The sequence below is a fragment of the Chelatococcus caeni genome (assembly GCF_014196925.1).
Classification (GTDB): Bacteria; Pseudomonadota; Alphaproteobacteria; order Rhizobiales; family Beijerinckiaceae; genus Chelatococcus_A; species Chelatococcus_A caeni.
This window is the reverse complement of sequence record NZ_JACIEN010000002.1, coordinates 608266-627232: the sequence shown is the minus strand read 5'-3', so window position 1 is coordinate 627232 and position 18967 is coordinate 608266. Positions and strand designations below refer to the sequence as shown.

The following is an 18967-nucleotide window of genomic DNA, read 5'->3' as shown; positions in this document are numbered from 1 at the left end:
GCTTCGCAACAACACCGATGGAAGCCGGGTAGCCGTGTCGGGAGCAATGGCTACGTCAAGGTGAGGGTCGGAAAAGGACACCCCTTGGCCGATCCGAACGGCTGGGCCTACGAGCATCTTGTGGTCTGGTGCGCTGCAGGCAGTCCGCGTCCGAAGCGCGACGAGATCCTTCATCATCGCAATGGGGACAAGACGGACAACCGGATTGCAAATCTGGAGCTGATGAAGCGTCGCGCCCACAACGCGCATCACCTCGCCGAAGATGGCCGCCGGTGCCGAGTGACAGGGCGGTTGCTCCCCCGCCGCCTCCTCGACGGCCGTGAGCACAACGACATTTCGGAGGCGCGGGCCAATGACTGACCGCCCGATCCCGTTCTCCCCGCCCATGGTCCGCGCGATCCTGCGCGAGATCGAGCAGCCCGGCACGGGCAAGACGCAGACGCGGCGGGTGTTGAAGCCGCAGCCCTATGACTTCCCCCACCCGGGCGATGGGCTCCGTTGCTGGAATGCCAGCGGCGTTGTCGGCGGGCGCATCTGCATCACCGACCGTGGCCTGCTTAATCTACACCGCAAGCCGCGCGCCGGAGACCGCCTCTGGGTGAAGGAGGCGTGGCGAGTATGGGCCGGTGTCGACAAACTCCCGCCGCGCGATCTCCGGACTGATGCGATTGTAATATACGGGGCTGGCGGATCGAGCGAGGCGTCCGAAGGATACCGTCGCACATCTGAATGGCCCGCATCCGAGAGCAGCAGGCCCAAGAACCTCGGTCGCTACCGCCACGCCCGCTTCATGCCGAGATGGGCGAGCCGCATCACGCTCCTCGTGACCGACGTGCGCGTCGAGCGCCTGAACGACATCAGCGAAGCCGATGCGATGGCCGAGGGGATGCCGGCGAGCGTGGCGAATAGCCCTCGCGTCTGGTTCATGACTCTCTGGAACAGCCTCCACGGCCCCGGCTCATGGGAGGCAAACCCCTGGGTGGCCGTCTACGGCTTCCGGCCCGTCCTCGCCAATATCGACGCCATGGAGGGGTGAGATGAGCCGTGAACACGACGTTGTGACGCTTTCAGGCGCCGAGTACGACGCCCTCCTCTCCGAAGCAGAGGAGGCAAAAAGACTGAGGGAGGAACTCGCCGCTCTCCGCGCCGCGCCGGCCGACCCAGCTATGTGGAGATGGCGCGGACCCAAAGGCGGCTGGATTGCGGACGAACGCAAACCATCGGCATGGGACGCGGAACCGCTCTACACCGCCCCGCCAGCGCCGGTGGCCGTGAAGCCGCTGGAGTGGCACGCGAGCACGTGGCGGGATAACTCATGGCTTGCCCCGCACGGATTTGGCGAAAACTACGTCGCGTATCTCAATGGCGAGACGTGGCGTTGCGTCGGTCATGATTTTCCCTCGCTAGAAGCCGCCAAAGCCGCCGCCCAAGCGGACTACGAGCGCCGCATCCGTTCGGCTCTTGTCGCCGCGCCGGCCGCTGAGCCGGTGGCGTCGCCTAGGTGTCCTATGCACGGCTCTCCGGACAACTTACCGGCGGAGTGCCCGTCTTGCGGGCGCGCGATTCATACCGGCTGCGGCCTCTATGACAGCGCGGATGGTGTGAGCGATCCGGAATTGGTCCTGGACGGCATCGCTGATGAGCTCCTGAACTGGGGCTACACCGACATGGCGAACCGCGAAGGCATCAGGACATTCATGTCGGAGCTGGCGACCCTGCGCGGTGACGATTACATCGCCGAACTGATCGGTAGAGCGCACGAGGCTGCCGTCAAGGCGTCGGCGAAGTACCCGCAGCCCAACTATGTGACGCTGAAAATCGCGGAGGAGGCCGGAGAGGTCGTTCGGGGCGCAGTCCACTACGCCGAAGGGCGCATGAACTGGTACGAGGTTGAAGATGAAATCGTGCAGCTGTTGGCGATGCTTATCCGCTTCGTCACCGAGGGCGATCAAGTCAATGGCGTGATTCCTCCGCATCTCGCTGCACCGGAGTTGGGGCGATGACAAACGCTCCCAAATTGCCAGAACACATCTCATCGGATGGTCGCGAGGTTTGGGCATGGGCCGCCGCGTTCTCGGCACATGTCCAGCGGCAAGATCAGATCCGCCGCATCTCCACAGACATCGTCCGCATCGGCACACGGTGCGTCGATTGTTCGAAGTGGATGAAGAGCCGGGAATGCCCGCGCGAACGGAATGTAAACGGGCGCAGCCAAGGACCGTCAGGCGACGCGCCCCGGTGCTCGGCTTTCACCGAATGCCATTTCGCCACGAAACGCCGAGATGAACTCCGGGGAAAGCTCGCCGCCCTGAAGGAGGGACGAGATGAGTGAAGTCGCCACTTATGCCGGGCCCCTCCGCGGCATGCACGTCTACCTGGTGCCGTCGGGCACGACTGTCATGGATGAGCGCTCGGGCGAGAGCATAGAGATTACGAACAACTCCGTCGCGATAAAAGGCAACGTCATTTGGTGCACGGCCGCTTTCGCCGAGAAGCTGCGGGCCGCCGTCCTCAGGGAGACGCAGGATGGCTGAGAGGCCGGATCCCATCCCACCGCGAGAGGTGCAGGAGCGCATGCGCACCGGCTGCCTCGTCGTGATCGCAGCCTGCCTGCTCGGGATCGTGCTGGCGCTCCTTGCCGAGCGCGCGTGGGGCGCCGAGCCGCTCATCGTGGCCGTCGACGGCGACACGATCCACGTCGACGACGAGCGCATCCGCATCGTCGGCCTCGACGCGCCAGAGACGTACCAGGCGCGGTGCGACAGCGAGCGGCAGCGGGGCCACCGGGCCACCGCCCACCTGCGGCGCCTGCTCACCGGCGGCACCGTCACCATCCGCCGGCAGGGCCGCGATCGCTATCGCCGCACCCTCGCACGGGTCTACATCGACGGCCGCGACGTCGCCGCGATCATGATCCGTGCCGGTCATGCCGTGCCCTATGATTGCCCGCGCGGCCGCTGCCCACGGCGCATCGACTGGTGCAGCGCCACCACATGACCCTTCCCCACCTGCAAAGAAGAGCTCGCCAGATGTGCGGAGCGGAAAGGCCTCCCTTGAATGACGACGAAATCCACAGCGGCTCTGCCGCCGGGGACAACGTCTGGTCCATCCCTCGATCCCGAATTGCGCGCCAAGGCAAAGGCCGCTTTGATCAGGTTCGTGGAGGCGCTCGCCGATCGGCAAGCTCTGATCGACCACGAGGCGGCGCTAGGCAAGGGTAGCCCCAATGACCAGACACGCTCGAGGAACCCGCGCCGCCGTCTACGCCCGGTTCTCGACTGACCTTCAGCGGGACCGGTCCATCGACGACCAGGTGGCGCTCTGCCGTACCTTCGCCGAGCGCAGTGGGTACGAAGTTGTCGCCACGTTCCACGACCGGGCGCGCTCCGGCGCATCCATCTTCGGCCGGGACGGCTTGATGCGCCTGATAGAGGCCTCGCGTGCGCAGGCCTTCGACATCCTGATCGTCGAGGCCCTCGATCGTCTCTCGCGCGACCAGGAAGACCTCGCCGGCCTCTACAAGCGCCTCACGTTCCAGGGCGTGAAAATTATCGCCGTGCACGACGGCGCGGCCGATCCGGTGCAGATCGGCGTGCGTGGCATGCTCGGAAGCCTCTACCTGCTCGATCTGGCGAACAAGGTGCGCCGCGGCATGGATGGCGTGATCCGCGACGGCCGGCATGCCGGCGGCCGTGCATATGGCTATCGGCCGATCCCGGGCAAGCCGGGCGAGCTCGAGATCGTCCCGGAAGAGGCCGAGGTGGTGCGCCGCATCTTCGGCCTCTACCGCAGGGGGACCTCGCCGCGCTCAATCGCCGCCATGCTCAACAAGGACGGCGTTCCGCCGCCGCGTGGCCGCGCCTGGAACGCCTCGACGATCAACGGCAACAAGGCGCGCGGGCACGGCATCATCCAGAACCCGCTCTACCGCGGCCAGATCGTCTGGAACCGGGTCCGCATGGTGCTCGACCCGGACACGGGCAAGCGCATCTCGCGGGTCAATCCCGAATCGGAATGGCGCTATGCCGACGCTCCTCACCTGCGCATAGTTGAGGACGGCGACGCAGAGGCAGCGATCCAGCGCAAGGCGGAAAGGACGCGGGACGTGACGCGTAAAGAGCCGCGGACAAAGAGGATGCTTTCAGGCCTTCTCAAGTGCGGGTGCTGCGGCGGCAGCATGGTCATCTCCGGCAGTGACCGTAGCGGTCAGCGCATCATCTGCAGCACGTTCAAGGAGAGCGGCTCGTGCTCCAATCGCGGTCGCTACTACATCGAGAAGGTCGAGCGTATCGTTCTGGATGCGCTTCGGCAGCAGCTCGCCGACCCTGACGTCATCGCGGCCTACCTCAAGCGGTATCAGGCCAAGAGGCGAGCCTTGGAAGCTGACGCGCGCCGCTCACGGGCCAACGTCGAACGGCGGCTTGCCGAAGTCGACACGTCGATCAAGAGGCTCGTCGACGCCCTTGCCGACGGCACGGTGGAAAAGGATGACGTCGCGGCGCGTATGGCAGAGCTTAAGGCCGAGCGCGAGGATCTGAACGCACAACTGAGGCTTGCCGGCAGCGACACTAATGTTGTGGAGCTGCATCCCCAGGCGATCGAGCGCTATCGCCAGAACGTTGCCGAGCTCGGGATGATCATGAGCGGCAGCAAGGAACTGCCCTGGGAGATCGTCGCACCGCTGCGCGAAGTCGTCGACAGCGTTATCGTGATGCCGCGCGCGGCGCGCGAGCCTTATGAGATCCGGATCATGGGTGTACTGACCGCCCTGACAGGGCAGCAGATCTGGCCATCCGGAGTTTCGGCTATAGAAGTGGTAGCGGAGGAGGGACTCGAACCCCCGACACGCGGATTATGATTCCGCTGCTCTAACCAGCTGAGCTACTCCGCCCCTTCGGGCGCGGCGCTTGGCACCGTGCGGCGGGATATAATGAGGTGGCGCGGCGGCTGTCAAGGAAGCTCGCGCGCTTTCCACGCATTGTGCAGCAGGCGTGTGCGCCCTTGGATTGCCCGCCGGGAGAGACCCGCGGTCTCTCGCCTTCCCCGACGGTCAGGCGAACTTGCGCAGTTGCATGACCTTGAAGAAGCCGCCGGGGAAGACCGACTCGAGCGAGACGACTTCGGCCACCCCGCGCGAGCGCGCCCAGCGGGCGATGCGCTCCGCCTTGAAGGCCGAGCTCCAGCCCACCTTGCTGGCGAGCGGCGCCACCGCCTCCTCGAGGCTGGCGAGCGCGCCGCCGGCAGCACCGAAATGATTGGCGAGGACGATCTCGCCGCCCGGCCGCAGCACCCGCGCGAATTCGTCGAGCGCGGCCTCGGGATCGGGCACGAGCGTGATGACGAACTGCGAGACCACGGCATCGAAGGTCCCGTCCGGGAAGCCGAGGCGGCAGGCGTCCATCACCGCGAGCGCCTCGACCTGGCGAAGGCCGAGCCGGTCGACCTTCTGCTGCGCCCGCCGCAGCATGTGTTCGGACAGGTCGACGCCGGTCACCTGCGCGCTCTTGGGATAGGCATCGAGCGACAGGCCGGTGCCCACGCCCACCTCGAGGATGCGCGTACCGCAGGCGAGCGCCGCCGCAACCGCCCGCTGGCGCGCCGGCGCCGTCAGCTTGTCGTAGACGACATCGTAGACCGGCGCCCACCGCTCGTAGGCCTTGCGCATCGAGGCCGTATCGGGCCCCTTGATGTCGGCCGCTGCCATTGTCCCCCTCGTCGAACCGTCTCCGTCAGGCCACCGCGCCCTCTCCGAGCGTTTCGCGCATCGGCACCGGACGCGTGGCGCGGATGGTGCCGCCGCCCAGCACCTGCGCACGACCATCTACACCATCGTAGATGACACAGGCTTGACCGGGTGCAACCCCCTCCTCGGCGCTGGCCAGGACGATCTCCACACCTTCCGCGTCGCGTCGCAGGAAGGCCGGGCAGGGCTGGCGCGTGGAGCGCACCCGCACGGCCACCTCCAGGCCCTCGGGCGGCAGCGCGTCGAGCGCCACCGGGCCAAGCCAGTTGACGTCGCGCAGCCTGATGCTCTCGGTGCCGAGCATCTCGCGCGGACCGACGATGACCCGGCCCTTCTCCGCATCGAGCTTGAGGACGAACAGCGGCTCGCCGACCGACAGGCCGAGGCCGCGCCGCTGGCCGACGGTGTAGTGGATGATGCCCTCGTGCCGGCCAAGCACCCGGCCGTCCACGTGCACGATGTCGCCGGGCGCCACGGCGCCGGGCTTCAGCCGCTCGATGATATCGGTGTAGCGGCCGTTGGGCACGAAGCAGATGTCCTGGCTGTCGGCCTTGTCGGCCACCGTGAGGCCGAATTCGTGGGCGAGCGCCCGCGTCTCGCTCTTGGCCATGTCGCCGAGCGGGAAACGCAGGAAATCGAGCTGCTCGGCCGTCGTCGCATAGAGGAAGTAGCTCTGGTCGCGCTCCGGGTCGGCGGCGCGGAAGAGGCCGCGGCGACCGTTCGCCAGGGGGCGGCTGGCGACGTAATGCCCGGTCGCCAGCACGTCGGCGCCGAGATCGCGCGCCGTCTCCAGGAGGTCGGCGAACTTCACCGACCGGTTGCACTCGACGCAGGGAATCGGCGTCTCGCCGGCAAGGTAGCTCTCGGCGAAACGCTCGATCACCGCGTCGCGGAAGCGCGACTCGTAGTCGAGGACGTAGTGGGCGATGCCGAGCCGCTCGGCGACCCGGCGCGCATCATGGATGTCCTGGCCGGCGCAGCAGGCCCCCCGGCGGTGGACTGCGGCGCCGTGGTCGTAGAGCTGCAAGGTGATGCCGATGACATCGTAGCCGTCGCGCTTCATCATCGCGGCGACGACGGAGGAATCGACCCCGCCCGACATGGCGACGACCACGCGCGTCTCGGCGGGTGGCTTGGCGAGATCAAGGCTGTTGAGCATGGCTCATCCTCTCCTCCCCGCCCGGCAAGGCGGAGGTGCAGCTGGCTTGGGCATACATATAATGCCCGGCAAGCGCAGTAAAACCCGGTGTTCCCCTTAGGCGGGCCGTGTGTCGGCTTTGCGGCGGCGGCTGCCCTGCAGGCTTGGAAGCCGGCAATTCCTGCCGCCTTCGCAGCGTCGTGACGGCATCACCGACGAGGATGCGCTGCAGCTTTTGCTTTAGGCAAATCTTAAATCACGCAGGTCTAAGCTCCCTCTCGACGTTGGTCAGTCGAGTTAGTGTGAGCGTATCATGACCGAACCCCAACGCCCGAGGGTGAAATACGTCATCGGGCCCGACGGCAGTCCATTGACGATTGCCGACCTGCCGCCGTCCTCCACCAAGCGCTGGGTCATCCGGCGCAAGGCGGAGGTCGTCGCCGCCGTACGCGGTGGCCTGCTGAGCCTCGACGAGGCTTGCCAGCGCTACACGCTGACGGTGGAGGAGTTCCTGAGCTGGCAGCAATCCATCGACCAGCACGGCCTCGCCGGCCTGCGGACGACGCGCATCCAGCACTACAGACAGTGAACCGTCTCCGCCGGGTGGTGCGGTCTCCCGGACGCAACCTCGGAAAGACAAGGAAACGCCGGCCCCCGGGCCGGCGTTTCCGCTTCCGAAGCAACGGCCGTCGCCCTCGGTGACCGTTTTCCATCGGGACGCGACAATTGTCGCGAGCCGTTTAACCGCTCCCTAACCATAAGCGCGAAAACATCCGCACGCACAGCGGCGGGGGCTTGCGGCTCGCGCCATCACGCACGGAGACGGCGGTATGGGAATGAAGCCCTCACGGCACGCAGGGTCGCTTCGGCAGGGATGGGCATATCGGCAGACATGGGCCTATCGGGCACACGGCCGGTTCGTTGCCGGACCTTCGCTGATGACGGCATGCGATGCCGGTGCGGCGCGATGAGCAATGCGACGCCCCGGGAGCTCCCGCCCACCCTCCCCGCCGCGCTTGCGCTCGTCGGCCAGCCCATGGCCGTCGTCGAGCGGGAGCTGATCCTCGCGACGCTCGTCCACTGCAACGGCAATCGAACCCATGCCGCGCGCATGCTGGGCATCTCGATCCGCACCCTGCGCAACAAGCTCGCCGATTACACGGCCGCCGGCTTTGCCGTGCCGGAGGCCGGCAGCGGCATCGCGCGCAACGCTCCCGCCTGAAGCAGCGGCTCGCTCAGCGCTTGCGCAGCCACAGGCTCGTCTCGAAGGCGCCGTCCACCAGCGGCAGGGCGCCTGCGGCGCTCGCCGCAACCGCCCGTTCGAGGCGCGTTGCGGCGTAGTGGCTTGCGAAGACGATGTCGTAGCCGCCGCCCTGCAACAGGGCTGCGACGAGCAGTTGCTCGTTGTAGCCGCGCCAGCCCCACGCCTGCGGATAGGCGTCGGGCAGGAAGATGTCGTGCACATGCACGAGGACGCCGGCCGGCAGCCCCGGCAGGATGTCGAGGAACAGCCGGTCGACGTCGTTGCCCGGCATCGCGATGTGGCTCGAATCGATGAACAGGACGTCACCCGCCGCCAATGGCGGAAAATCGTCGCCCTCCACATCCTCGACCACGACCGGCCGATGCGTCACGGTAAGGGCGGCGATGTCGGCGCGCGGCGCCGGATCGATGCAGGTGATTCTGGTCGCGAGGCCGCCGTCCGCGACCGCGCGGGCCATGAAGCGGGTGGAATGGCCGGAGCCGATCTCGACGATGCGCGCCGGCTTCTCGCGGCGCACGATGGCATAGGCCGCCGCCGCGTCGAGCCGGGGAAACCACATCTGCCGCCAGCGCAGCCCCGCTCCCTCGGCCGGAATGGCGGAAAGCTCCGCCGCCACCGCGTCGATCGCCGCGAGCGTCGCCGCCATCGCCGGCTCGGCGGCCGCGAAGAGGGGCTCGAGCGCGGAATAGCGGGCAGAGCGTGCCTCGCGGGCGTGCCGGTAGGGGATGAAATAGCCGCGGCGCGCAAGGCCGGTGACGGTGCCGAGACCGAAGGCGAGGCGGCGCAGGCGCGTGCGCAGCGCCGGCATCAGGAGGCGCCATCTCCCGAACGCGACGGGCCCGCCTTGCCGGTGCCGACCTTCGCCGTGACCCGCTCCTTGAGCGTGCGGGCGATGCGCGAGCGCTCGAACAGCACCACGACGACGATCGAGAAGGCGAGCGGGATCAGCAGGTAGAACAGCCGGAAGACGAGCAGCGCCGCGAGCACGTCCGCCGGATCCATGTCCGGCATCGCCTTGAGGAAGACGAACTCGAGCACCCCGAGGCCGCCGGGCGCGTGCGAGATGAGCGCCGCCGAGAAGGAGGCGAGGAAGACGCCGAGGACGACGAAATAGCCCGGGTTGCCGGCTTCCGGCAGCGCGAAATAGATGATGCCGGCGGCGCCGAGCAGCTCGAGCGGGGCCGCGAACAGCTGGCGCAGCGTGATGTTGAGGCGCGGGTAGTAGATGGCGAAATTGCCGATCTTCAGCGGCTTGAACTCGCGCCACGACCCGAGCACGTAGAGCGCGACGAAGGCGAGCATGGCAATGCCGGCAAGCCGCGACAGCCAGATGGGCGCGTCCTCGACGAGCCGGTTGACGATCTCCGGCTCGCCGACGAGCACGAGCCCGCCGAGCAGGACGCTGCCGAGGCCGAAGGTGAAGGAGCACAGGGCGACGAGCACGCCGACCTCGGCGAGGCTGAGCCCCATCGTGCCATAGGCCCTGAGGCGCACCATGGCGCCCGACAGCACCGAGGCTCCGATATTGTGCGACAGCGCGTAGGTCGTGAAGGAGACGAGCGAGATGACGACCCAGGAGAGCTTCTTGCCGAGATGCAGGAGCGCGATGCGGTCGTACCAGGCGAGCGCGCCATAGGCGACGATCGTGGACAGGCCGGCGAGCAGCCAGTGCTTCAACTGGATGGCGGCGATACTGTCGAACACCTCGCTGGCGGAAATGTCCTTCAGCTCCCGGTAGAGGAGCCAGGCGGAAAAGACGACCGCGGCAAGGCCGACGACCGGCCAGACATACTCGAGCTTCTTCTTCATAGATCCTTGAGCTTCGCCCCCGCTGCCAAATGCTTCCTCAGTGCATTCCCCGATGCACTCCCGGTGCATTCTTCGCCGATCCCTGTCGGCATCTGTGCCCGACCGGGCGCCCGCCCGCAAGGCTTTCTTGACGCCGGCCGGCCTTCTCGTGCAAGGGCAGGGAAAGGCTCGCGCCGCCGGCTTCAGGGGCCACGGCGCGGGCCCCTATCAGGATCTGGAGAAGCGCCGGCCATGCTTTGCGACGGCTATACCGACATCCCTGCCGGCAAGCTCGCCACGGTGGTCACCTACCTCGAGATGACCGCGCCGCCGACCACCGGCAAGGGGGACAGCGGCGATTTGTCCCTGCGGCGGCTCGGGGCAGCCGACGTCGACCGTTATCTCGCGCTGTTCAGGACGGTCGGCGGGCCGTGGCTGTGGTCCAGCCGGCTGACGATGCCGGCGGCGGAGGTGGCCCGGATTCTCGCCGATCCGGACGTCGAGGCCTATGCCGTCGTGCTCGCCGGCGAAGAGGCCGGCCTGCTGGAACTCGACTTTCGCGGCGGTGACGAGACCGAGCTCGTCTATTGCGGCCTGGTGGAATCAGCCGTCGGCCGCGGCACCGGACGGGCGCTGATGCAGCCCGCCCTCGCACGGGCATGGTCGCGCCCGATCCGGCGGCTGATGGTGCACACGTGCCACCTCGACCACCCGAGCGCCCTGCCCTTCTATGTCCGGATGGGGTTCCGCCCCTATAAGCGGGCCGTCGAGGTGATGGACGACCCGCGTCTCGCAGGGCTCCTGCCGCCCGATGCGGCGCCGCACGTGCCGGTGATCGCGCCGCCGCGCTGAGCGGCCGGCGCGGTCAGCAGTGGGCGACCACCTCGCGGGCGGAATCGCGAACCGTCTCGCGATCGTCGAGCAGCTCGACCTTGCGCAGTTCCTCCAGCGCCTCGTCGAGCTCGGCCCGGGCCTCGTCGAGCTGCCCGCGCAGTTCCTCGGCGGAGCGCACCAGGTTGTCGCGCCGCTGCGCCGCCGCCTTCGCATAGGTCGGATAGGCGAAATGAGCCGGATCGGTGATGCCGGCCCGCGCCTCCTCGGCCGCGATCTCGCGCGCCAGCTCGTCGGCCATGCGCGTGAACTCGGCCGACATGGTCTCGATCTGGTGGACCCTGCGGCGCTTCTCTTCCACGTGGAAGCGCTTCAGGCGAATAAGCGTGTTCCGCGACTTCATCGCTTGTACTACTCCTCGACAAGCCGCCAAAGACGGGGCACAGCCGCCGCAAAAAGGCCGCTGACCTGTCGAACCATCGCCGATGGAGGTTAGTTCTTCCTTACCCGGAGGCATCTGCTGCCGTGGCGACGGCGATGACGCGGCCATTGCGACATTCCTGCAACAGCACCCGGCCCGGACGAGCAGGACGATCCCCAGCGCGAGCGCCCGGACGCGTGCGAGTTATCCAACGCCGCCGTTCGTGGGGTCGCCCGTCAACCTTTCATTTACCGAGGTCGTTAAGACTGAGGCTACGTCTGCTCCACCGGCGGCACGGGCTGCCATGCCGGAGCAAGCGAGTCACATGAGTCACTTGCACCGATTTCCTCATGCGTTGCGTTAACTGTGTAGAAACTGGAAACCGACTGCGATTCAATCTTTTACGCCGACTTTCACATGTTTTGGCGAGAGGTTCTTGCAAGAGGGAATCAGTTTTTGTTAACCATTTGGGCGTAGCGTCGCGAGTCGGAACGAGTGGGAAGATCGGACGCCAGCGCCGCGGCGTAACGCGGGCAGCGTCGGAAAGCCGGGACACCGCCAGCGCGGGCCTCGGGGCGAGGTTGGGGACCTGACATGCGCGTATTGCTCATCGAAGACGACAGCGCCACCGCGCAGAGCATCGAGCTGATGCTCAAATCCGAGAATTTCAACGTCTACACGACCGATCTCGGCGAGGAGGGCGTGGATCTCGGCAAGCTCTACGACTACGACATCATTCTCCTCGACCTCAACCTGCCGGACATGTCCGGCTACGAGGTGCTGCGGAGCCTGCGTGTCGCCAAGGTCAAGACGCCGATCCTGATCCTGTCGGGCCTCGCCGGCATCGAGGACAAGGTCAAGGGCCTCGGCTTCGGCGCCGACGACTACCTGACCAAGCCCTTCCACAAGGACGAGCTCGTCGCGCGCATCCACGCCATCGTGCGCCGCTCCAAGGGCCATGCCCAGTCGGTCATCACGACCGGCGACCTCGTGGTCAACCTGGACACCAAGACGGTGGAGGTGGCGGGCAACCGCGTGCACCTCACCGGCAAGGAATACCAGATGCTGGAGCTCCTCTCCCTGCGCAAGGGCACCACGCTGACCAAGGAGATGTTCCTCAACCATCTCTACGGCGGCATGGACGAGCCGGAGCTCAAGATCATCGACGTGTTCATCTGCAAGCTGCGCAAGAAGCTCGCCAACGCCTCGAGCGGCAAGAACTACATCGAGACCGTCTGGGGCCGTGGCTACGTGCTGCGCGAGCCCGGCGAGATCGAGGAGCGCATCTCCGCCTGAGGCCGCCTCCCGACCGGCAAGAGGCGCCACGACGAAAAGCCCCGCATCGCGGGGCTTTTTTCTTGTCCGCCTCTCATCATGGAGGCCGGCAGCGACGATGGCCCCTGCCGGCTGCCCTGTTCACGCAGCCCGGGTGGCGCCGCGCCGCCGCGGCACGTAGACGCCGCGCAGGGTGGGATGCATCTCGACCTCGTCGCCAAGGCCGATCACGGTTTCGGCCGCGCCGAGGAACAGGCATCCGTCCGGCGCGATCTGCCGCCCGATCCGTGCCAGAATGTCCGCCTTCATCGCCATGTCGAAATAGAGCAGCACGTTGCGGCAGAAGACGATGTCGAAGGTGCCGAGCGGCGAGAAGTCGCGCATCAAGTTGAACGGCCGGAAGGTGATGCGCTGGCGCAGCTCCGGCGCGATCTGCCACGAGTCGCCAGTTTGCGTGAAATAGCGCAGGAGGAGCTGGACGGGCAGGCCGCGCTGCACCTCGAACTGGCTGTAGAGCCCGGCGCGGGCACGCTCCAGCGCCTGGGTGGAGAGGTCCGTGCCCAGGATCTCGATGCGCCAGCCGGCAAGCCGCTCGCCCATCTGGTCGAGCATCATGGCGAGCGAATAGGGCTCCTGGCCCGTGGAGGCCGCCGCGCACCAGATGCGCAGCGCCCGCGTGCTCGCCCGCGCCTCCAGAAGCCGGGGCAGGATGTCGTTGCGCAAGGTATCGAAGGGTGTCTTGTCGCGGAAGAAGAAGGTCTCGTTGGTCGTCATCGCCTCGACGACGGCGCGCTCGAGCTCCGCATCGCCGGCCCGCAACGCCCTTACGAGCGCCTCCAGCGTCTCGAAGCCGCGCTTGCGGCCGAGCGGCTGCAGCCGGCTTTCGAGGAGATAGCGTTTCTCCGGCGTCAGCGCGAGGCCGGAACGGGCGCGGACGAATGTGCACAGGTAATCGAAATCGGCGTCAGTCATCGGCGCCCCCCTCCATGAAAACGCAAATCGCCGGCGCGATGCCGTCGAGCGGCAGAATGGCGCGCGCCAGCCCCTCGCGCGCGATCGCACCCGGCATTCCCCAAACGGTGCTGGTCGCCTCGTCCTGCACGATGACGGGCGCGCCGGCGGCAGCGAGGCTGCGCGCCCCGGCGAGCCCGTCCCGCCCCATGCCCGTGAGCACGACGGCGAGCGCCGCCGGGCCGTAGACGGCGGCCGCCGTCTCGAACAGGACGTTGACGGCCGGCCGGCAGACGTTGGTCGGCGGGCCGTCATGGACATGCAGGAAAACGTCAGCCCCCCTTCGCACGAGCCCGGTGTGCCGCCCGCCCGGCGCGACGTGGATCACCCCCGGCCGCACGGCCTCGCCGTCCTCGGCCTCGCGCACCTCGCAGCCCGCGATGGCGGCCAGATGCTCGGCGAAGACGGCAGTGAAGATCGGCGGCATGTGCTGCACCACGACGACCGGCAAGCGCCGCAGCACCGATGCCGGCAGCTGGCTGAACAGCCGCATGACGGCCCGCGGGCCGCCGGTCGAGGCGCCGACGACGAGGCAGGCAGGCCTCGCGGCCGCAGCCGCGGGCGCGGCAAGGCGCGGGGGCACGACGATGTCGGGCTTCTGGCCCCGCCCCGCAACCGCACGGATCTTCTCGACGAGTTCGCTCCGGAAGGTGGCGAGCGCGTCCGCGTCCCCGCGCGAGGAGGGCTTCGGCACGTAGTCCGCCGCGCCGAGCGCCAGGCAGTGCAGGGAGATCTCCGCATTGCGTCGCGTGAGCGTCGAAACGACGAGAACGGCGACGCCGGGCCTTGCCGCCAGCAGTTCCGGCAGGGCCGTCAGCCCGTCCATGTCCGGCATGTCGAGATCGAGCACGATGACGTCGGGAGCGGCGCGCGCGACGAGCGCTAGCGCGACGCGGCCGGTCTCGGCCTCCGCCACCACGTCGATGCCCGGCTCCTCGCTCAGCCAGCGCAGCGCAAGGGCGCGCGCAACGGCCGAATCGTCGACGACCATGACCCGTATCACGACACCGCCCCCGCCGATGCTCCGGCACCCGGGCCGGCCGCAGCCGTTCCCGCCGCCCGCGCGCAGCGCCTCAGACCAGCCCGACCTCCTGGAACTTCGCTTCCACGATGTCCTTGTCGAAGGGCTTCATGATGTATTCGTCCGCGCCGGCCTGCAGGGCCTTGGCGATATGGGCGACGTCGTTCTCGGTGGTGCAGAAGATGACCTTCGGCCTGTCGCCGCCGGGCAGCTGGCGCAGCGCCTTCAGGAACTCGTAGCCGTCCATCACCGGCATGTTCCAGTCGAGCAGCACCGCCTCGGGCATCGCCTCCTGGCATTTGGCGAGGGCCTGGGCGCCATCCTCGGCCTCGCTCACCTCGAAGGCGAGCGCCTCGAGGATGCGGCGTGCCACCTTGCGAATGACCGCCGAGTCATCGACGACAAGACAATGCTTCATGTTGCGAGACTCCCAGTCAACGCTCGATCATAGCCGGCCATGGCGCCGCGCGGGACAAAGATCAACCGCCCCCTCCATCGCCATCGAAGGAAAGCACCGCATCCACATCGAGCACGACGAGAAGGCGGTCGTGCAGCCTGTGGATGTGCGACGCGAGAGATGCCCAGCGGCCGTCGAGATGGGGCGGCCTGGGTTCGCGCGTGTCGGCCGGCACGCGCAGCACCTCGCCCACCCCGTCGACGATCAGGCCGAAGCTCTCGTCGCCCTGCTCCAGGCCGACGGCCATCACCGTCCCCACCGTCCGCTCCCGTGCCGGTAGGCCGAGGCGCCGGCGCATGCACACCGCGGTGACGACGCGGCCCCTGAGATTCACGAGCCCCCGGACCTCGGGCGGTGCGAGCGGAACGGGCGTCAGCCCGCCGACGACGAACACGTCGCGCACCCGTGCGATGGGGATGCCGAACAGCTGCTCCCCGACGGTTACCGTGACGTATTGGATGCCGTCGTCGACGGCGCTGGCGCTGATGGCGGGATCGATCGCGCTCATGCCGCCGCTCCATAGCCGTCGATGCTCGCCGCGAGCGCGGCGAGAAGACCGCCGCGGTCGAACTTCGCCACGAATTCCACGCCGCTGTAGCGTCTCGCCCGCTCGACGATGGCCGGGCTGATGTAGGAGGACAGCGCGATCACCGGCAGATGCCGCGTGCGCTGGTCGATGCGCATGCTCTCGATGAGATCGAAGCCCGTCTTACCGGGCATTTCGATGTCGCTCACCACGACGTCGATGATGCGTTGCGAGGCGAGCACGTCGAGGGCTTCGTCAACGCTGCCGGCAAGGGCCAGGCGATAGCCGGCCGCCCTGAGGACCGGGGCCAGCATGCCGCGGAAGAAGTCGGAATCGTCGACGAGCAGCACGGTGCGCACCGGCGCGTTGGGCACCGCCGCCCGGCGCAGCCAGTCCTCGTGCGCGAGCGGCAGGAAATACGCGACGTTGATGAGTTCGGTCGCCTGCCCGCGCACGACGGCCGAGCCGACCAGGTCCGGCCGCTGGGGCACCGGGTCGATGGTGAGCCGCTCGTCGACGATGTCGACGATCTCGTCGACGATCAGCCCCATGGCGCGTTCGGCATCGGAGAAGACGAGGATGGGCTGCATGCCCTCCTTGCGGATCACGAGGCGCTCGTGCGCGGTGACGAGCGGCATCAGCCGGCCCCGGTACTGCACGAACGGGCGGTCGCCGATCCACTCGATCCGGGTCGCATCGATCTCCTCGAGCCGCGTGACGAGGGACAGCTGCACCGCCTTCTGCCCCGGCCCGCCGGCCCGGAAGACGAGGAGCGCCGTGGCCTCGATCTCCTCTTCCCGCTCCTCCTCCATTTCCGCCAGGGCATCGGCAAAGGCCGCCGCATCGACGCCTTGCGCGCCGAGGATGCGCGAGACGCCGTTGGGATCGATGATGAGGACCACGGCCCCGTCGCCAAGGATGGTATTGCCGGAGAACACCTGCAGATGCCGCAGCTTGCGCGACATCGGCTTGACCACGATCTCCTCCGTGTGGAAGACGGCGTCGACGAGAAGGCCGAAGCGCTGCCGCCCGACCTGGATGACGACGATGAAGCCGTCGTCATCCTCCTTTGCCCCGGCGCGGCCGAGCAGGCGCGCGAGGGACATCACCGGCAGGAGCCGCTCGCGCAGCCTGAGCACGGGCGCGCCGTTGACGGTCTCGATGCGCTGCTCGGAGCCGGGGCGCACGCGCACCAGTTCGAGCACCGCCATCTGCGGAATGGCGAAGCGCTGGTCGCCGACGCTGACGATGAGCGCCGCGATGATGGCGAGCGTCAGCGGGATCTTCACCGTGAAGACCGTGCCGCGACCGGGCTCGGAATGGATGTCGATGACGCCGCCGATGAGCTCGATGTTGGTCTTGACTACATCCATGCCGACGCCGCGCCCCGACACGGCCGTCACCGCCTCGGCGGTCGAGAAGCCGGGATGAAAGATGAACTTGGCGACCTGCGCCTCGCTCATGCGCTCCACCTCGGCCGCCGGCGCAAGGCCGCGGGCGATCGCCTTGGCCCTGATGGCGGCGAGGTCGAGGCCGCGCCCGTCGTCGGCGATCTCGATGGTGATCGTGCCACCCTCGTGATAGGCGCCGAGGCGGATGGTGCCGCGCTCCGGCTTGCCGAGCGCCCGCCGCTCGGCAAGGCTTTCGAGCCCGTGGTCGGCCGCGTTGCGCACCATGTGCGTCAGCGGATCCTTGATGACTTCGAGCACCTGGCGGTCGAGCTCCGTATCGGCGCCGCGCATCACGAGGTCGATCGGCTTGCCGAGCTCGGACGAGAGGTCGCGCACGAGCCGCGGCAGCTTCTGCCAGGCGCTGCCGATGGGCTGCATGCGCGTCTTCATGACGCTCTCCTGCAGCTCGGCCGTCACGTGCGACAGGCGCTGCAACGGCACGTTGAAGGTGTTGTCCTCCTGGCGGCGGGCGATGTCGAGCAGCTGGTTGCGGGTCAGCACCAGCTCCGAGACCATCGTCATCAGATGCTCGAGCGTGTTGACCGCCACGCGGATGGTCTGCTGCCGTGTGCCGGCCGCGGCGTCCGCACCTTCGGCGGCGGCTGCGCCCTGCGGCGACGGCGCCGGTCGCTCCTCGCCGGGAGGCTGCGCCTCGGGCTCGTCGAAGGCGGCCAGGATGGCGGGATCGATGCCGCGCCGCCCGGGGCCGCCGCTGGAGCGTTCGAGCGGAAGGATGAGGTCGTCGTCGCGGCCCGGCGGCTCCACCGACGTGCGCTCGAGCTCGGTGATGATGTGCTTGATCCGGTCGATCGTGGCCAGGATCAGCGTGACGTCGCGGCTCGTGACCGCCTGCTCGCCGTCGCGGAAGCGCCCCATCAGCGTTTCTGCGGCATGGGCGAGCGCCTCGAGCCGCGGCAGGCCGAGGAAGCCGCAGGTGCCCTTGATGGTGTGAACGAGGCGGAAGATGTTGCGCAGGATGGCGCTGTCGTTCGGGTTGCGCTCAAAGCGCACGAGTTCCACGTCGACGGTGTCGAGATACTCGCTCGTCTCCGTCAGGAACTCGCGCAGCAGTTCATCCATGACGCACACCCGAAAAGCGCGCGCACGGCCGATGATGGCCGCCCGCGCCTCTGCGATCCGACGGGCAGTGTCAGGGGTAAGAGTTTAAGTTAGGTTGAAATCCCGCGCCATCCTGCACGGATGGCGCGCAGGCGCTCAGCCAGCCACCGGGCCGGCCTTGATCAGCACCGTGTCGTCCTCGAGCGAGAAGCGCGCATCCATGCCGGCCGCCCGCGCCACGAGCCCGGTGTAGAACGGCTGGATCGCATGCGCGTCGACGCTGCCGCCTTCCGCCTTGCCGGCCAGAAGCTGCTCCGCATGGGTCGGAATGCGCGCGCTCACGCCCTTGGCGGCGATGGTGAAGCGCGCATCGTCGCCGTCCACCTCGGCATCGACCGTGATGGAGCCGCCGCGCGGGATCGCATTCGTGGCGAGAAGGATGAGGTTGAGCAGCAGCTTGACCTTGTTCTTCGGCAGCAGCAGGCGCGGCACGTTCCAGACGAGGGAGACCTTGTCGTCCTGGATGAAGCCCTTGGCGACGTTCTCGGCATCGCCGAGATCGATCGAGGCCCCGGCGGAGCCGGCCGCGCCGAAGGCGAGGCGCGCGAACTGGAGGCGGGCCGAGGCCTGCCGGGCGCTCTTCTTGATGAGGTCGAGCGCGAATTCCTGCATCGAGGTGTCGTTCTCGTCCTCGAGCACCTCGAGCCCGTTGACGATGGCCCCCACCGGGCTGATGACGTCGTGGCACACGCGGCTGCACAGGAGAGCGGCGAGATCGAGCGCATCGAGCGTAACGGCGGTCATGGCGGCTCCGCGGAAGGGGCTAACGCGAGGTGAATGCACCCCGGAACGGGGCGCGAACGATTTTCGGTGATACACTGCTTCGCGCGGGGCAGGAAGCCCCGAGACCACCGAGCATCGCACCCGGTGCGCTGCTTGCAATTCGTTGCCGTTTTGCGCACAACCGCCCTCGTTCCGTCAC

Annotated in this window: 21 protein-coding genes, 1 tRNA gene and 1 pseudogene; 10 read left to right on the top strand and 13 right to left on the bottom strand. The window is 67.8% G+C overall.

The annotated features are described in order from the left end of the window. The first annotated feature begins 84 nt into the window (after positions 1-84). The 6 genes and pseudogenes from GGR16_RS11655 to GGR16_RS26235 all read left to right on the top strand — a co-directional run. Positions 85-360, top strand: coding sequence for an HNH endonuclease (locus GGR16_RS11655; RefSeq protein ID WP_183316688.1), 276 nt, complete (start codon positions 85-87; stop codon positions 358-360). Next, positions 353-1036, top strand: a complete 684-nt coding sequence (locus tag GGR16_RS11650) for an ASCH domain-containing protein (RefSeq protein ID WP_183316687.1) — start codon at positions 353-355, stop codon at positions 1034-1036. The genes GGR16_RS11655 and GGR16_RS11650 overlap by 8 nt, the downstream gene beginning before the upstream one ends. A 1-nt stretch (position 1037) precedes the next feature. Further along, positions 1038-2003 (top strand): hypothetical protein, encoded by a 966-nt coding sequence (locus GGR16_RS11645; RefSeq protein WP_183316886.1) that lies wholly within the window; start codon positions 1038-1040, stop codon positions 2001-2003. A gap of 321 nt (positions 2004-2324) precedes the next feature. Continuing rightward, positions 2325-2534, top strand: coding sequence for a hypothetical protein (locus GGR16_RS11640; RefSeq protein ID WP_183316686.1), 210 nt, complete (start codon positions 2325-2327; stop codon positions 2532-2534). Next, positions 2527-2997, top strand: coding sequence for a thermonuclease family protein (locus GGR16_RS11635; protein ID WP_183316685.1), 471 nt, complete (start codon positions 2527-2529; stop codon positions 2995-2997). Before GGR16_RS11640 ends, GGR16_RS11635 begins: the two co-directional genes overlap by 8 nt. Positions 2998-3226: 229 nt before the next feature. Then, positions 3227-4297: pseudogene (locus GGR16_RS26235) on the top strand (recombinase family protein); the annotation flags it as partial. A 99-nt stretch (positions 4298-4396) separates the two neighbouring features. Here the strand turns inward: GGR16_RS26235 and GGR16_RS26230 are convergent. From GGR16_RS26230 to mnmA, 4 genes are all read right to left on the bottom strand, one after another. Next, positions 4397-4588, bottom strand: coding sequence for a hypothetical protein (locus tag GGR16_RS26230; RefSeq protein ID WP_246372996.1), 192 nt, complete (start codon positions 4586-4588; stop codon positions 4397-4399). A gap of 226 nt (positions 4589-4814) precedes the next feature. Beyond that, a tRNA-Met gene (locus GGR16_RS11625) sits at positions 4815-4891 on the bottom strand. Between the two features lie 159 nt (positions 4892-5050). Beyond that, positions 5051-5704, bottom strand: a complete 654-nt coding sequence (locus GGR16_RS11620) for a class I SAM-dependent methyltransferase (RefSeq protein ID WP_019401577.1) — start codon at positions 5702-5704, stop codon at positions 5051-5053. Between the two features lie 25 nt (positions 5705-5729). Next, complete coding sequence (gene mnmA, locus GGR16_RS11615) at positions 5730-6902, bottom strand: tRNA 2-thiouridine(34) synthase MnmA (RefSeq protein ID WP_019401578.1); 1173 nt, start codon at positions 6900-6902, stop codon at positions 5730-5732. A gap of 292 nt (positions 6903-7194) precedes the next feature. On the opposite strand from mnmA, the gene sciP reads away from it, so the two are divergent. Both sciP and GGR16_RS11605 read left to right on the top strand, forming a co-directional pair. Further along, entirely contained in the window at positions 7195-7470 is a 276-nt protein-coding gene (gene sciP / locus GGR16_RS11610) for a CtrA inhibitor SciP (protein ID WP_026015031.1), read from the top strand. Positions 7471-7848: 378 nt separating this feature from the next. Continuing rightward, entirely contained in the window at positions 7849-8103 is a 255-nt protein-coding gene (locus tag GGR16_RS11605; RefSeq protein ID WP_183316684.1) for a helix-turn-helix domain-containing protein, read from the top strand. A 13-nt stretch (positions 8104-8116) separates the two neighbouring features. Here GGR16_RS11605 and GGR16_RS11600 read toward each other — a convergent pair whose 3' ends face one another. Both GGR16_RS11600 and GGR16_RS11595 read right to left on the bottom strand, forming a co-directional pair. Continuing rightward, the gene (locus GGR16_RS11600; protein WP_183316683.1) at positions 8117-8953 is read right to left on the bottom strand and encodes a class I SAM-dependent methyltransferase; all 837 of its coding nucleotides are present in this window, start codon (positions 8951-8953) and stop codon (positions 8117-8119) included. Next, complete coding sequence (locus GGR16_RS11595; protein WP_183316682.1) at positions 8953-9954, bottom strand: lysylphosphatidylglycerol synthase domain-containing protein; 1002 nt, start codon at positions 9952-9954, stop codon at positions 8953-8955. Before GGR16_RS11595 ends, GGR16_RS11600 begins: the two co-directional genes overlap by 1 nt. 231 nt (positions 9955-10185) lie before the next feature. On the opposite strand from GGR16_RS11595, the gene GGR16_RS11590 reads away from it, so the two are divergent. Further along, a complete protein-coding gene (locus GGR16_RS11590; RefSeq protein WP_183316681.1) occupies positions 10186-10785 on the top strand; it encodes a GNAT family N-acetyltransferase in 600 nt (199 codons plus the stop codon). A gap of 13 nt (positions 10786-10798) precedes the next feature. On the opposite strand, the gene GGR16_RS11585 is transcribed toward GGR16_RS11590, so the two are convergent. Continuing rightward, the gene (locus tag GGR16_RS11585; RefSeq protein WP_019401584.1) at positions 10799-11167 is read right to left on the bottom strand and encodes a hypothetical protein; all 369 of its coding nucleotides are present in this window, start codon (positions 11165-11167) and stop codon (positions 10799-10801) included. A gap of 612 nt (positions 11168-11779) precedes the next feature. Between GGR16_RS11585 and ctrA the strand changes: the two genes are divergently transcribed. Then, positions 11780-12481 carry a response regulator transcription factor CtrA gene (gene ctrA, locus GGR16_RS11580; RefSeq protein ID WP_019401585.1) on the top strand — a complete coding sequence of 234 codons (702 nt, stop codon included), beginning with the start codon at positions 11780-11782 and terminating at the stop codon, positions 12479-12481. Positions 12482-12601: 120 nt separating this feature from the next. Here the strand turns inward: ctrA and GGR16_RS11575 are convergent, their stop codons facing one another. The 6 genes from GGR16_RS11575 to chpT all read right to left on the bottom strand — a co-directional run bounded on the left by GGR16_RS11575 (position 12602) and on the right by chpT (position 18789). Next, positions 12602-13432 (bottom strand): CheR family methyltransferase, encoded by an 831-nt coding sequence (locus GGR16_RS11575; protein ID WP_019401586.1) that lies wholly within the window; start codon positions 13430-13432, stop codon positions 12602-12604. Next, a complete protein-coding gene (gene cheB / locus GGR16_RS11570) occupies positions 13425-14462 on the bottom strand; it encodes a chemotaxis-specific protein-glutamate methyltransferase CheB (protein ID WP_183316680.1) in 1038 nt (345 codons plus the stop codon). Before cheB ends, GGR16_RS11575 begins: the two co-directional genes overlap by 8 nt. An 82-nt stretch (positions 14463-14544) precedes the next feature. Continuing rightward, positions 14545-14910 carry a response regulator gene (locus tag GGR16_RS11565; protein ID WP_019401588.1) on the bottom strand — a complete coding sequence of 122 codons (366 nt, stop codon included), beginning with the start codon at positions 14908-14910 and terminating at the stop codon, positions 14545-14547. A gap of 61 nt (positions 14911-14971) precedes the next feature. Beyond that, positions 14972-15457 carry a chemotaxis protein CheW gene (locus tag GGR16_RS11560; protein ID WP_183316679.1) on the bottom strand — a complete coding sequence of 162 codons (486 nt, stop codon included), beginning with the start codon at positions 15455-15457 and terminating at the stop codon, positions 14972-14974. Further along, complete coding sequence (locus tag GGR16_RS11555; RefSeq protein WP_183316678.1) at positions 15454-18006, bottom strand: hybrid sensor histidine kinase/response regulator; 2553 nt, start codon at positions 18004-18006, stop codon at positions 15454-15456. Before GGR16_RS11555 ends, GGR16_RS11560 begins: the two co-directional genes overlap by 4 nt. A 135-nt stretch (positions 18007-18141) precedes the next feature. Then, positions 18142-18789 carry a histidine phosphotransferase ChpT gene (chpT, locus tag GGR16_RS11550; RefSeq protein WP_019401591.1) on the bottom strand — a complete coding sequence of 216 codons (648 nt, stop codon included), beginning with the start codon at positions 18787-18789 and terminating at the stop codon, positions 18142-18144. Between the last annotated feature and the right edge of the window lie 178 nt (positions 18790-18967).